Genomic DNA, 12,047 nt, shown 5'->3' on the forward strand with positions numbered 1-12,047 from the left:
ATGGCGCTTAGGATACGTGAATCACCTGCTCGCGCAAAGTTGAAAAGAGGATTTTCCATGATTGAAATAAGAAATGAATTGAGCCTTGAATTGGGACAATACTTGCAAGCAAGCAAACAAGTTATGACCACCGCTGAATCCTGTACCGGTGGTGGGCTATCTATGGCGATAACGGACATCGCGGGCAGTTCGGCTTGGTTTGACCGAGCATTTGTTACCTATAGTAACGAAGCAAAAATGGAGATGCTTGGTGTCAATGAAAGTACGCTAATGACTCACGGTGCAGTCAGTGAGGCAGTCGTCGAAGAAATGGCAGCAGGTGCCCTGACTCATTCAAATGCAACCATTGCTGTATCAATCAGTGGTATCGCAGGCCCTGGCGGGGGCAGTAAAGAAAAGCCTGTCGGTACTGTGTGTTTTGGTTTTTCAGATCAATCAGGCTGGTGCAAAATTTCTACGCAGTTATTTAGTGGCAATAGGTCAGAAGTGCGAGAAAAAGCAATCGTGTATTCGTTGCGTGTTTTGATTGAGTATTTGCAGTCAGGCTCTAAGTTTTCAACTCTGTAGGTTGCGCGCTTTATTGCAAGCGCTAGTTTAGCGAGTCGAACAAACAAATTTATTTTCATACAGGTATAGACACTGTATGAATCAACAGTATAATAAGCAGCATATCAAAAAACACGTTGTGTGGAGAAAGTGATGGATGACAACAAGAAAAAGGCACTAGCCGCGGCGCTTGGCCAAATTGAAAAACAATTCGGCAAAGGCTCTATTATGCGTCTTGGTGATAACCGTACAATGGATGTTGAAACCATTTCTACCGGTTCACTTTCATTAGACATCGCTTTGGGTGCTGGTGGTTTACCTATGGGGCGTATCGTTGAAGTATACGGGCCTGAAAGTTCTGGTAAAACAACCCTGACTCTAGAGCTTATTGCAGCCGCGCAGCGTGTAGGTAAAACATGTGCATTTATCGATGCAGAGCATGCCCTTGACCCGATTTATGCTAAAAAGCTTGGTGTTGATATCGATGCCCTTTTGGTCTCTCAACCGGATACTGGTGAGCAAGCACTAGAAATTTGTGATGCATTAGCACGCTCTGGCGCAATCGACGTAATGGTTATTGACTCCGTAGCAGCGTTAACGCCAAAAGCTGAAATTGAAGGCGAAATGGGCGACAGCCACATGGGTCTTCAAGCTCGTATGCTTTCTCAAGCCATGCGTAAGCTTACGGGTAACCTAAAGCAGTCTAACTGTATGTGTATCTTCATCAACCAAATCCGTATGAAGATTGGTGTGATGTTTGGTAACCCAGAAACCACAACAGGTGGTAACGCGCTTAAGTTTTACGCTTCTGTTCGTCTTGATATCCGTCGTACGGGTTCGATTAAAGATGGCGACGAAATCGTGGGTAACGAAACTCGCATTAAAGTGGTTAAAAACAAAATTGCCGCACCATTTAAGCAAGCTGAAACTCAAATTCTTTATGGCCAAGGCTTTAACCGTAATGGTGAGCTAATTGACCTAGGTGTTAAGCACAAGTTGGTTGATAAAGCCGGTGCTTGGTATAGCTACAATGGTGACAAGATTGGTCAAGGTAAAGCGAACGCAGGTAAATATCTAGCAGAGCACACCAATATTGCCCTAGAGATTGATAGCAAGTTACGTGAAATGCTTTTGACGCCAGTTGAGCTGGATGAGTCAGAAGGTGAGAAAGAAGCACCACAAGAAGAATTATAACCAAAACCTGTTTTATTATTGTTTTGGTTAATAAATATAAAAGCCTCGCATTGCGAGGCTTTTTGCTATTTAAAGAGTAACAATATGTTAGCGAACGTAAATGGCAAATAGTGAACTTTAATATAGATACTATATCTAACTAAATAAATGTGAATTAGTTGTTCGGTGGAGAGAGGGTATTAAATTGAATTCAATTTCTAATATGAATTATGTCTAATATTATTCGTTGTTTAAGTTAATAGTTGAAAACACCTCTCCAAGGTGAGATTGTAATGGTGTCATTTTCTAATTTGGAATACTTATTATGGCTTGGACTTTATCAGAACTCACTTCAATTCTTGGCAAACATGAAGGTTGGAGTGTCGATTCATCTACGTGTGAAGAATCACTGGTGTTAAAAAATGAAGACGGTATTGACGCTTATGTCGCCGTAGCTGGGGAGCAAATTATTGCCGAGGTAATTCTATTTCCTACGTTATCAGTATCTGATGTGCATGCATTGAATAATGTAATTTTGAGAACGCATAAGATGTTCCCACTCTCGACCATTGGTATTAATACCATTGCGGGCGAGGACTACTACGTTGCATTCGGTTCATTGTCTTCTCAATCAAAAGAAGAAAGTGTGGTTATTGAAGTCGCTACTTTGTATCGCAATGTGGAAGCATTTATCGATTTGTATGATGAATATTTAGGAGTGTCAGCATGAGTGTTTGGAAAAAACTATTTACCGCGATTAAAGGTGGCGTAAATGAAGCCGCTGAAGGTGCTGCCGATAATCAAGCGTTACGAATTCTGGATCAAGAGATCAGAGAAGCTAAAGAAGAATTAAGAAAGTCAGATCAAGCTCTTGTGTCTATTGTGGCCAAAAGAAAATTAGCTGAAAACAAAGCGTCAGGGTTTTCTGCCAGTATTTCAGAATACGAAGCGCATGCTCGCTCTGCAATGGAGAAAGGAGAGCAGGCGTTGGCATTGGAGTGTGCAGGTAAGGTTGCTGAATTTACTAGCCAACAAAGTGTTGAGCAAAAGTATGCAGAACAATTTGGCGTGTCAGAGCAAAAATTGAAAGAAAATATTGCTCAGGCGAAAGATAAGTTACGTCAACTTGAACAACAAGTAGACGTAGTGAAAGCCAACGAAGCGGTTCAAAAAGCCCAAACAGCAGTCTCGTCAACCAATGTTGGTGCGAATAGTAAAATGACAACCGCTGTCGAATCGCTAGAGCGAATTAAAAATCGCCAAGCAGAGAAACAAGCGCAATTAGAAGCCGCGGAAGAAATGCATCAAGAACAAACTGGTAGCAGCCTAGATAAAAAATTAGCGCAGGCGGGCATTACTTCTGGTGGACAATCTTCTGCAGAAGATGAGCTTGCACGAATTCTAGGGAAATAAGACAGAGAATTTAGCATGCCAATCTGGATGATTGTGAAAAGGTGGGCTTATACCCACCTTAGTGATCTAAGTAGTCGAAATTTGCTGGTCATATTTGCCGCTTACGTTGTTATATCGTGGCTATTATTAACCGGAGTGGGTGAAAGCGCCCTGACGGCGAATTTTACCGATTTCATTTACTACTTAATAGTAACGTCGTCTACCGTTGGCTATGGCGACATGTCGCCAACAACTGTGATGGGCAAATGGATTGTGGGCCTGTTTGTTATTCCTGGTGGTCTGGGATTATTTGCGGTTTCATTGAGCCGTATTGCAACCGTGTTAATCAGTTCGTGGCGAGCAGGCTTACAAGGAAAACGGAGAGTAAAAGTGGAGAATCATATTCTTTTGTTGGGTTGGAACGAGCAAAGGACGCTTCATTTAGTTCGAATGCTTCAACATGAGGAGTCAGGGCGCAGACCTATTGTACTGTGCGCTCGGGCAGAGATAGAAAATCCAATGCCCTCTGAAATTGAATTTGTTCATGTTGGCAGTTTTACCGACAGCATGAGCATGAACAAAACCAATATAGAGCAAGCCAGCTGTATTATTGTCGACAACCCTGAAGACGATGTGACGTTATCTGCCGCATTGTATTGCGCTAATTTAAACCCTTCAGCCCATATTCTTGCGTATTTTAAAGATGAAGCGTTGAGTCATCTGCTTAAAACTCATTGCCCAAATGTGGAATGTATCCCTTCGGTTGCTATTGAGCTATTAGCAAAAGCGGCCGTCGATCCTGGCTCCAGTGCTTTGCATCAAGAATTATTGAGTTCAACTCAGGGCATGACTCAGTATTCAGTTATTTACTCCGGGCAAGCAACCACAGTGTCGGTGTTATTTGAACAATTTAAAAAGCAATATCATGCGACGCTCATTGGCTTAGATAATGGTGATGGCATTAAGCTAAACCCTGAGTTAGACGTTAACGTCCTCCCTGATACCAAACTATTTTATATTGCAGACGAACGTGTCGAGCATTTTGATTGGAACGAGTAATGTTCAATTGGTTAAAGAAAAAAGCAAGTAAGCCCGAAGAAGTGCAACCTCAAGCACCTGAAGTTTTAGGATTAAGGCTAGGGGGGGCATTTGAACTAGACGATTTGAAGTTTAGAATGCTTGAGCCGGATCTGGTTATTGAGGGCGCCTCACGCACTCAGATTATTCAAGCCGTCGGTGAAGTAATACTCGATGATAATACGCGTTTGCTGCGCTTCTATACGGATGATGATGGCTATTTACAAGTATTGCAGCACGGCTTAGATGATAGCGGCGTGGCGGAAGTTAAGCTGTTTTATTTTTACGATACTAAACCCATTGATGTGCAGTCTGTATGGGATTCATGGCTTGATACTGACTTGGTTAAGCCTAGTGTCTCTCTCGAAGAAAAAACGTTTTACAAAGTATGGGAAAACGGTCGTCCTATCGCAATGACAGAAAAGACGTTTGATCGGGAAGGTCGGATCACTGAAACTGATCAATTTGTCATGCTCTACGAGCGTGAAGTCAATGAACACTATGCCGAATCACTGCTCATCGCGTGTGAAGAGACGGCTAAAACACCTCATCAACTGGAGCGTTGTGTTACCTACATTACAGGTATTAATGTTTCAGCAACAGATTTTACTGTTATCGGATAACTACAGGATTTCAATATGGATTTTATTACACAGTCGCTTGGTGGGCTTGCTGATTTTGCCATTTATTTTGCTACATCGATTGGCTTTTTATTGTTGTTTAAGTTTATTTACACCCGTTTCACTCCGTACGATGAATGGAGCCTAGTTAAAGAAAATAACATGGCCGCTGCGGTTGCATTATCCGGGTCTTTTGTTGGATATAGCATCTCTATTTCTGGTGCGGCCGCGAACTCCGTTAATATTATCGATTTTGTGCTTTGGGGTCTTATCGCATTTATTGCTCAACTGATCGCCTTTGCTTTGGTTCGGTTTCTATTCTTACCAAAGATTGTACAACGAATTGAAAACAACGAAGTGTCTGCTGGTATCGTATTAGCGTCTGTATCGGTTTCGGTCGGTATGTTGAATGCTGCGTGTATGACCTATTAAAAGGGGCTCAATGATGAAACGAAGTCAACGAGTCATACTGCCGTCTATGCGTAAAGATTGGAGTAAAATTAACATTACTCCTTTTGCTGTAGCGGTGAGTGCTGTTGTAATTGCGGGTTGTTCAGACTCCGATCCCGACAATGATGCTCGGATTTATGCCGATGTCGAAGATTGCTCTCTTGATAATCCTGGCTATACCGAACAGTGCCAAGCAGCCTATGAAAATGCAGTGAACGAAGCGATGCGTACAGCGCCACGCTATGCGTCAGAAAATGATTGTAGGGTGGAGTTTCCTGGGGAAGAGTGCTTTCAGCCAAGAAATTCGTCTTGGTTTATCCCTGCGATGGGGGGCTATCTCTTTAGTAAAATGATCAATAATTCTCGTGGTTATTATAGTGAGCCTGTCTATCGTTATGGTGGTTCTTGGTATTCGACGAATGGTCGTTCGTATGGCTCTTATAATAGTGGCTACAATAAAGTCAAGATTAAGACCTCTGAGATGAAAAAAAAGCCAGCCGCAACACGAACCATGTCTCGCGGTGGTTTTGGTTCAACCGTTTCTGCGAAATCCAGTTGGAGTAAAAGTAGCTCGAGTAAGTCCAGTAAATCAAGCTGGGGTGGGTAAAGCCTCATGCTTCGTTTAGACACGAAAGAGCGGCCAAATTGGCGTGACTTGGCTAAGAAGTTTGGTTTTGGCTACCACAGCATGTACGACGAACCTTATTGGGATGAGCGAGCTTATTATCAATTTAGCTTAGAGCAAGTTGAAAGAGATATTGAAGCTCCGACCGAAGAAATCCATCAAATGTGTTTGCAAGTGGTGGACAAGGTCGTCGCTGATGAGAATTTGCTGCGTCGCTTTCAAATACCCCAATCAATGTGGGATAGCGTTGCTGCGTCTTGGAAGCGCAATGAGCCGTCGCTTTATTCACGAGTGGATTTTGCATATTCAGGAAAAGGAGATGCAAAACTTCTGGAAAATAACGCAGATACTCCAACAAGTTTATACGAAACGGGTTTTTGGCAGTGGGTTTGGTTGGAAGATAAGGTTAATGCGGGCCAGTTAAGTCGTAATGCAGACCAATTTAATATTCTGCAGGACTACTTAATTGAGCGGTTTCATCAGTTATCTAAGCAACAACCTGGGCAAACTTTGCATTTCTCTTGCTGTAAAGAGACGGAAGAAGACCGAGGAACGGTGCAATATTTAGAAGATTGCGCAAAAGAGGCCGGTTTAGAAACGGCCTTCGTACACATCGAGGATATTGGCATCAATTGCCTTGATGAATTTGTCGATATGAAATCAAAGCCCATTCGGTGGATGTTTAAATTGTATCCATGGGAGTTTATGTTCGACGAAGAATATAGTCGACACCTACCGACCAGTAATATCAATTGGCTCGAGCCGATGTGGAAGTCAATTTTATCCAATAAAGCTTTGCTGCCTCTTCTGTGGCAAATGTTTCCTAACCATCCCAACCTGTTACCTGCTTACTTTATGGATGATGCTAAAGCCTCACAGTTAAAAGACTACGTCGTGAAACCGATTTTTTCACGTGAAGGCGCCAATATCTCTATTTTTAAAGGAGGGAAGCAGATTGCAAAAGCGGATGGGCCGTATGGTCAAGAAGGGATGATAGTACAGGCTTATCATCCGCTACCTGTCTTTAATGGAAGTAATACATTGATTGGTAGTTGGTTAGTCAACGACCGAGCGGCAGGTATGTCGATCCGTGAAGATGACAGCTTAATTACCCAAGATTACGCACGTTACATGCCTCATATTATTTTATAAATACCTTGTCAGTTTTTTCATCTGAGTATATTGGCTCTATTTTGTCTGTTTATGGCATACAAAATAGGCCAACAACTACTTAGAGCTCAAATGGTCACAGAATCCCCTAGTCGAATTTCTATCCATGATCTACAATGTTGCAAAATTCTAACTTGAATATTTCAGGAAGAGCTGCATGTACATGAGCACCGATGAGGTACGCCTTGCGTTCCTTAAGTTCTTTGAAAGCAAAGGACACCAAATTGTAGATAGTTCATCATTAGTACCCGCTAATGATCCTACCCTGCTATTCACCAACGCAGGTATGAACCAGTTTAAAGACTGCTTCTTAGGTTTAGAAAAACGTAATTATACTCGTGCGACGACAGCTCAACGCTGTGTGCGTGCTGGTGGCAAACACAATGACCTAGAAAACGTAGGCTTTACAGCCCGTCACCATACATTCTTTGAGATGTTAGGTAACTTCAGCTTCGGCGATTATTTCAAGCGAGATGCGATCCAATTTGCATGGCAGTTTCTAACGGAAACTCTGCAATTACCGGCTGATCGCCTGCTTGTTACTGTTTATGAAACAGACGATGAAGCGTTTGAAATCTGGAATAAAGAAATTGGTGTTCCTGCTGATCGTATCGTCCGCATTGGCGATAAGAAAGGCGGTAAGGCATACGAATCTGATAACTTCTGGCAGATGGGTGATACTGGTCCTTGTGGTCCTTGTTCTGAGATTTTCTACGATCACGGCGAACATATCTGGGGTGGCCGTCCTGGCACGCCTGAAGAAGATGGCGATCGCTTCATCGAGATCTGGAATAACGTATTCATGCAGTTTAACCGTCAAGCCGACGGAACAATGGAACCGCTACCTAAGCCTTCTGTTGATACTGGTATGGGTATTGAACGTATCTCCGCAATTATGCAAGGTGTGCATTCAAACTACGAAATCGATGTATTCCAAACTTTGATTAAAGCGGCGTCTGAAATCATCGGTCACGAAGATTTATCGAACCAATCATTGCGTGTAGTTGCGGATCACATTCGTTCATGTGCATTCTTGATCGTTGATGGTGTGATGCCATCAAATGAAGGTCGTGGTTACGTATTGCGTCGTATTATTCGCCGTGCGGTTCGCCATGGTAATAAGATCGGAGCTAAAGGCGTCTTCTTCCACAAGCTAGTAAGCACCTTGATTGAAGTGATGGGTACTGCTGGTGAAGAACTTAAAAAGCAGCAAGCAATTGTTGAAAAAGTACTTCGCATCGAAGAAGAGAACTTTGGCCGTACACTTGAGCGTGGCATGGCGATTCTAAATGAAGCGCTGGATGAGCTAGATGGCAAAGAGCTAGATGGCGAGACCGTATTCAAGCTTTACGATACTTACGGCTTCCCTGCTGATTTGACTAATGATGTAGCGCGTGAGCGTGAATTCACTATCGATGAAGCTGGCTTCGAAAAAGCGATGGAAGCTCAACGTAAGCGCGCTCGTGAAGCAGGCCAATTCGGGACTGACTACAACGACGTGATTAAAGTTGATACCAACACAGAGTTCTGCGGCTATTCGGCCACTGAAGGTCAAAGCATTATTGCTTCCATGTTTGTTGAAGGCAACGAAGTTCAGTCGTTGTCTGCGGGTGATAAGGCGATCATCGTCTTAAGCCAAACGCCATTTTACGCTGAGTCTGGCGGTCAATGTGGTGACGCAGGCTTGCTTAAAACTGACACGGGTGTGTTCAAAGTAGAAGATACTCAAAAGCTTGGTAATGCGTTTGCCCACCATGGTGAGCTTGTTGAAGGCGTGTTAGCAACTCAAGATACCGTAATGGCTGAAGTTGACGCGACTCGTCGTGCTGCGATTATCTTGAATCACTCAGCGACTCACTTATTGCATTCGGCTCTACGTTTGGTTCTTGGTGAGCACGTTACGCAAAAAGGTTCTTTGGTTAAAGCGGAAGGTCTTCGCTTCGACTTTTCAAACCTCGAAGCGGTAACACCGGCAGAACTTCGTGAAGTAGAGCGCCTGGTGAATAACCATGTGCGTCGCAATCACAGTATTGAAACGAACCTAATGGATATCGAGTCTGCGAAAGCAAAAGGTGCGATGGCTCTATTTGGTGAAAAGTACGACGAAGAAGTTCGTGTCCTATCGATGGGTGACTTCTCTACCGAGCTGTGTGGTGGTATTCACGCGAACAGCACGGGTGACATCGGTCTATTTAAGATCACCTCTGAAGGCGGTATTGCTGCCGGAATTCGTCGTATTGAAGCGGTAACCGGTGAAGCCGCGTTAGACGCTATCGAAACTCAACAAACGGCTTATGAAGCTAAGTTGGCTGAATCGGCTAAGAAAGCAAAATCTCTAGAAAAAGAGATTCAGCTGCTTAAAGAAAAAATGGCGGTTGCTGAAAGCGCAAACATCATGGGCCAAGTAAAAGATATCGGCGGAACGAAAGTGCTCGTAGCAGCGCTTGAAGGCGCTGATAACAAGAATTTACGTACTATGGTCGATAACGCTAAAAACCAAGTGGGTAGCGGTATCATCTTAATTGCAAATATTGCGGATGGTAAAGTTGGCCTGATTGCAGGTGTAACAAAAGACCTGGTTGGCAAAGTGAAAGCTGGCGAACTGGTTAACATGGTTGCTCAGCAAGTGGGTGGCAAAGGTGGCGGTCGTCCAGACATGGCACAAGCGGGTGGTACTAACCCAGAAGCACTACCAGCAGCTCTTGCATCGGTAGAAGCGTGGATAGAAGAGCGCCTGTAAGGGCGCTTTACTCGAATCAATCACGGGGATAAAAGCCCCAGGAAGGTGAAGTCAAGTGACACGTACTACGCGTGACTCGTTAATTGTTCAAAAATTTGGCGGCACTTCAGTGGGTTCAATTGAACGCATTGAAGCGGTTGCACAACGAGTCATCAAAGCCAAATCTGAAGGCAACCAATTGGTTGTTGTTGTATCTGCTATGTCTGGTGAGACAAACCGTCTTATGGACTTAGCTCTGCAAGTTGATGCTGTACCTACAGCGCGAGAGCTTGATGTTTTGTTGTCTGCTGGAGAGCAGGTAACAATGGCGCTTCTGGCCATGACACTCAATAAAATGGGCACGCCTGCGGTGTCGATGACTGGCTTTCAAGCCGGAATTCAAACCAACGACCAACACAATAATGCGTCTATTAAGCATATTGATACCCAACTTATAGAGTCGTATTTGGAACAGGAACAAGTGGTTATCGTTGCTGGTTTTCAAGGTATTACTGATGACGGTAATATCAGCACGTTAGGGCGTGGAGGTTCGGATACCACTGCAGTTGCTCTGGCTGGAGCACTAAGAGCGTCAGAATGTCAGATATTTACAGATGTCGATGGGGTTTACACTTGCGATCCAAGAGTGGTACCGTCTGCGACAAAATTGGCGACCATAGACTTCCCTAGTATGGAAGAAATGGCGCGTAAAGGTGCGAAAGTTCTCCACCTTCCGTCAGTGCAGCATGCTTGGAAACAACGCGTGCCACTACGAGTTTTATCATCGTTTTCACATGATACCGGAACATTGGTTTGTGGAGAAAAGGGTGACAATCAGATTTGCGGCTTAGCAATGCAGCAGGATCTTATTTTGGTCCAAGTGGTGCCTGCTGAGCTGCATAGTTTGATTAATCAATGCCAACTTCTTGGTATTGAAGTTTGGGATGTGTTGAAGACGGAAAACTATCAAGGTGTGATTATCAAACAAAATCAGTTTGCTAAGCTCGCTTTAGTTCTGTCCGATAAAATTTGCGCAAGTAAGAATGTCAGTGCGTTAACCTGCGTTGGTGATGCAGCTCCAGAGCGTTTAAATGCTATTCATTCATTATTGAAAAAACATAATGTGGATGTATTTTGGTCAATGAAAACAAAAAACTCTGTGATGTTGCTGATTTGTCCCGAGCAACTTGAGGTTGCAGCGAATCTTGTTCACAATTCCTTTGTTGTTACAAATATAGAGCTTGATGGACACCAAGTGCTTATGGTTTCATGACAGTGTACATGGAATCATTTCGCCAATAGTGGTGTATAGTAGAAAAATATTTCAGAGATTACTCAAGGAGCACAAGAATGCTAATTTTGACTCGCCGTGTAGGTGAAACTCTTATGATCGGTGATGAAGTAACCGTGACTGTATTGGGTGTTAAAGGCAACCAAGTTCGCATCGGTGTTAATGCACCTAAAGAAGTATCTGTTCACCGTGAAGAGATCTACATGCGAATTCAAGCGGAAAAAGGAAATAGCACCCCAACAACGGGTACTTTCTAACTTCCGAAATGAGGCCAGCTAATGCTGGTCTTTTTTTTAATAAGATTATGAGTAAAATGGTTCTAAGGCTCAGATAAGTTTAAAATTACAGCTCTTTGGTTAAATACCCAACGGTTAAGTGATTTTTTGCAATTTTTACCAAAAAAATGTTTGACATATTTTTGGTAAATCGTAATATGTGCCTCCGCAAGACGGTGAGGTGGCCGAGAGGCTGAAGGCGCTCCCCTGCTAAGGGAGTATGTGGTTTATAGCCGCATCGAGGGTTCGAATCCCTCCCTCACCGCCATTCTTGCACTGCTTATTTTGAGTGAAGCAGCTCAAGTGTTTAAGCAAATGTTGCGCCCTTAGCTCAGCTGGATAGAGTACCTGGCTACGAACCAGGCGGTCGGAGGTTCGAATCCTCCAGGGCGCACCACTTCCTTTTGCAACGGAAGATTAGCAATACAAGACGGTGAGGTGGCCGAGAGGCTGAAGGCGCTCCCCTGCTAAGGGAGTATGTGGTTTATAGCCGCATCGAGGGTTCGAATCCCTCCCTCACCGCCATTATTGACCTTAGGTCAATTTTTTTGTTCCCAAGGAATGAAAGTGTGATATAGTTCACGTCCCGTGCGCCCTTAGCTCAGCTGGATAGAGTACCTGGCTACGAACCAGGCGGTCGGAGGTTCGAATCCTCCAGGGCGCACCACTATTTAAGGTCATTGACCTTGATATGGTTTTCTTTAATTAG

12 protein-coding genes and 4 tRNA genes are annotated in these 12,047 nt (G+C 43.7%); all 16 read left to right on the forward strand.

Annotated features, from left to right (window positions below; all coding sequences use genetic code 11):
* Nucleotides 1-60 precede the first annotated feature (60 nt).
* The 16 genes from pncC (at nucleotide 61) to VTAP4600_RS00580 (ending at nucleotide 12,005) form a co-directional block, all read left to right on the forward strand.
* Nucleotides 61-567 carry a nicotinamide-nucleotide amidase gene (pncC, locus tag VTAP4600_RS00505; RefSeq protein ID WP_415239679.1) on the forward strand — a complete coding sequence of 169 codons (507 nt, stop codon included), beginning with the start codon at nucleotides 61-63 and terminating at the stop codon, nucleotides 565-567.
* A gap of 132 nt (nucleotides 568-699) precedes the next feature.
* On the forward strand, nucleotides 700-1,740 hold the full coding sequence (gene recA, locus VTAP4600_RS00510) for a recombinase RecA (protein WP_102521007.1): 1,041 nt from the start codon (nucleotides 700-702) through the stop codon (nucleotides 1,738-1,740).
* 304 nt (nucleotides 1,741-2,044) lie between these two features.
* A complete protein-coding gene (locus VTAP4600_RS00515; protein WP_102521008.1) occupies nucleotides 2,045-2,449 on the forward strand; it encodes a DUF2170 family protein in 405 nt (134 codons plus the stop codon).
* Nucleotides 2,446-3,132 carry a PspA/IM30 family protein gene (locus VTAP4600_RS00520; protein ID WP_102521009.1) on the forward strand — a complete coding sequence of 229 codons (687 nt, stop codon included), beginning with the start codon at nucleotides 2,446-2,448 and terminating at the stop codon, nucleotides 3,130-3,132. Before VTAP4600_RS00515 ends, VTAP4600_RS00520 begins: the two co-directional genes overlap by 4 nt.
* A 15-nt stretch (nucleotides 3,133-3,147) precedes the next feature.
* Nucleotides 3,148-4,170 carry a potassium channel family protein gene (locus tag VTAP4600_RS00525; protein WP_102521010.1) on the forward strand — a complete coding sequence of 341 codons (1,023 nt, stop codon included), beginning with the start codon at nucleotides 3,148-3,150 and terminating at the stop codon, nucleotides 4,168-4,170.
* Nucleotides 4,170-4,811 carry a YjfK family protein gene (locus VTAP4600_RS00530; protein WP_102521011.1) on the forward strand — a complete coding sequence of 214 codons (642 nt, stop codon included), beginning with the start codon at nucleotides 4,170-4,172 and terminating at the stop codon, nucleotides 4,809-4,811. The genes VTAP4600_RS00525 and VTAP4600_RS00530 overlap by 1 nt, the downstream gene beginning before the upstream one ends.
* A gap of 15 nt (nucleotides 4,812-4,826) precedes the next feature.
* The gene (locus tag VTAP4600_RS00535) at nucleotides 4,827-5,240 is read left to right on the forward strand and encodes a DUF350 domain-containing protein (RefSeq protein WP_102521012.1); all 414 of its coding nucleotides are present in this window, start codon (nucleotides 4,827-4,829) and stop codon (nucleotides 5,238-5,240) included.
* A 10-nt stretch (nucleotides 5,241-5,250) separates the two neighbouring features.
* Nucleotides 5,251-5,865 carry a DUF1190 domain-containing protein gene (locus VTAP4600_RS00540; protein ID WP_231897841.1) on the forward strand — a complete coding sequence of 205 codons (615 nt, stop codon included), beginning with the start codon at nucleotides 5,251-5,253 and terminating at the stop codon, nucleotides 5,863-5,865.
* Between the two features lie 6 nt (nucleotides 5,866-5,871).
* Nucleotides 5,872-7,035 carry a glutathionylspermidine synthase family protein gene (locus VTAP4600_RS00545; RefSeq protein WP_102521014.1) on the forward strand — a complete coding sequence of 388 codons (1,164 nt, stop codon included), beginning with the start codon at nucleotides 5,872-5,874 and terminating at the stop codon, nucleotides 7,033-7,035.
* A gap of 175 nt (nucleotides 7,036-7,210) precedes the next feature.
* The gene (gene alaS, locus VTAP4600_RS00550; RefSeq protein ID WP_102521015.1) at nucleotides 7,211-9,793 is read left to right on the forward strand and encodes an alanine--tRNA ligase; all 2,583 of its coding nucleotides are present in this window, start codon (nucleotides 7,211-7,213) and stop codon (nucleotides 9,791-9,793) included.
* 55 nt (nucleotides 9,794-9,848) lie between these two features.
* Nucleotides 9,849-11,045: an aspartate kinase gene (locus VTAP4600_RS00555; RefSeq protein WP_102521016.1), complete on the forward strand. Its 1,197-nt coding sequence runs from the start codon at nucleotides 9,849-9,851 to the stop codon at nucleotides 11,043-11,045.
* A 77-nt stretch (nucleotides 11,046-11,122) separates the two neighbouring features.
* Nucleotides 11,123-11,320, forward strand: coding sequence for a carbon storage regulator CsrA (gene csrA / locus VTAP4600_RS00560; protein ID WP_102521017.1), 198 nt, complete (start codon nucleotides 11,123-11,125; stop codon nucleotides 11,318-11,320).
* 193 nt (nucleotides 11,321-11,513) lie between these two features.
* A tRNA-Ser gene (locus VTAP4600_RS00565) sits at nucleotides 11,514-11,606 on the forward strand.
* A 52-nt stretch (nucleotides 11,607-11,658) separates the two neighbouring features.
* Nucleotides 11,659-11,735: transfer RNA gene (locus VTAP4600_RS00570), tRNA-Arg, on the forward strand.
* Nucleotides 11,736-11,770: 35 nt separating this feature from the next.
* Nucleotides 11,771-11,863, forward strand: a tRNA-Ser gene (locus VTAP4600_RS00575).
* A 65-nt stretch (nucleotides 11,864-11,928) separates the two neighbouring features.
* Nucleotides 11,929-12,005: transfer RNA gene (locus tag VTAP4600_RS00580), tRNA-Arg, on the forward strand.
* Nucleotides 12,006-12,047 lie beyond the last annotated feature (42 nt).

The organism is Vibrio tapetis subsp. tapetis, assembly GCF_900233005.1.
Taxonomy (GTDB): Bacteria; Pseudomonadota; Gammaproteobacteria; order Enterobacterales; family Vibrionaceae; genus Vibrio; species Vibrio tapetis.

What these genes read in the sequence shown, in the direction of transcription:
- recA (WP_102521007.1), top strand. Translation starts at nt 700, where the DNA reads ATGGATGACAACAAGAAAAAGGCACTAGCCGCGGCGCTTGGCCAAATT.
- VTAP4600_RS00515 (WP_102521008.1), top strand. Translation starts at nt 2,045, where the DNA reads ATGGCTTGGACTTTATCAGAACTCACTTCAATTCTTGGCAAACATGAA.
- VTAP4600_RS00520 (WP_102521009.1), top strand. Translation starts at nt 2,446, where the DNA reads ATGAGTGTTTGGAAAAAACTATTTACCGCGATTAAAGGTGGCGTAAAT.
- VTAP4600_RS00525 (WP_102521010.1), top strand. Translation starts at nt 3,148, where the DNA reads ATGCCAATCTGGATGATTGTGAAAAGGTGGGCTTATACCCACCTTAGT.
- VTAP4600_RS00530 (WP_102521011.1), top strand. Translation starts at nt 4,170, where the DNA reads ATGTTCAATTGGTTAAAGAAAAAAGCAAGTAAGCCCGAAGAAGTGCAA.
- VTAP4600_RS00535 (WP_102521012.1), top strand. Translation starts at nt 4,827, where the DNA reads ATGGATTTTATTACACAGTCGCTTGGTGGGCTTGCTGATTTTGCCATT.
- VTAP4600_RS00540 (WP_231897841.1), top strand. Translation starts at nt 5,251, where the DNA reads ATGATGAAACGAAGTCAACGAGTCATACTGCCGTCTATGCGTAAAGAT.
- VTAP4600_RS00545 (WP_102521014.1), top strand. Translation starts at nt 5,872, where the DNA reads ATGCTTCGTTTAGACACGAAAGAGCGGCCAAATTGGCGTGACTTGGCT.
- alaS (WP_102521015.1), top strand. Translation starts at nt 7,211, where the DNA reads ATGTACATGAGCACCGATGAGGTACGCCTTGCGTTCCTTAAGTTCTTT.
- csrA (WP_102521017.1), top strand. Translation starts at nt 11,123, where the DNA reads ATGCTAATTTTGACTCGCCGTGTAGGTGAAACTCTTATGATCGGTGAT.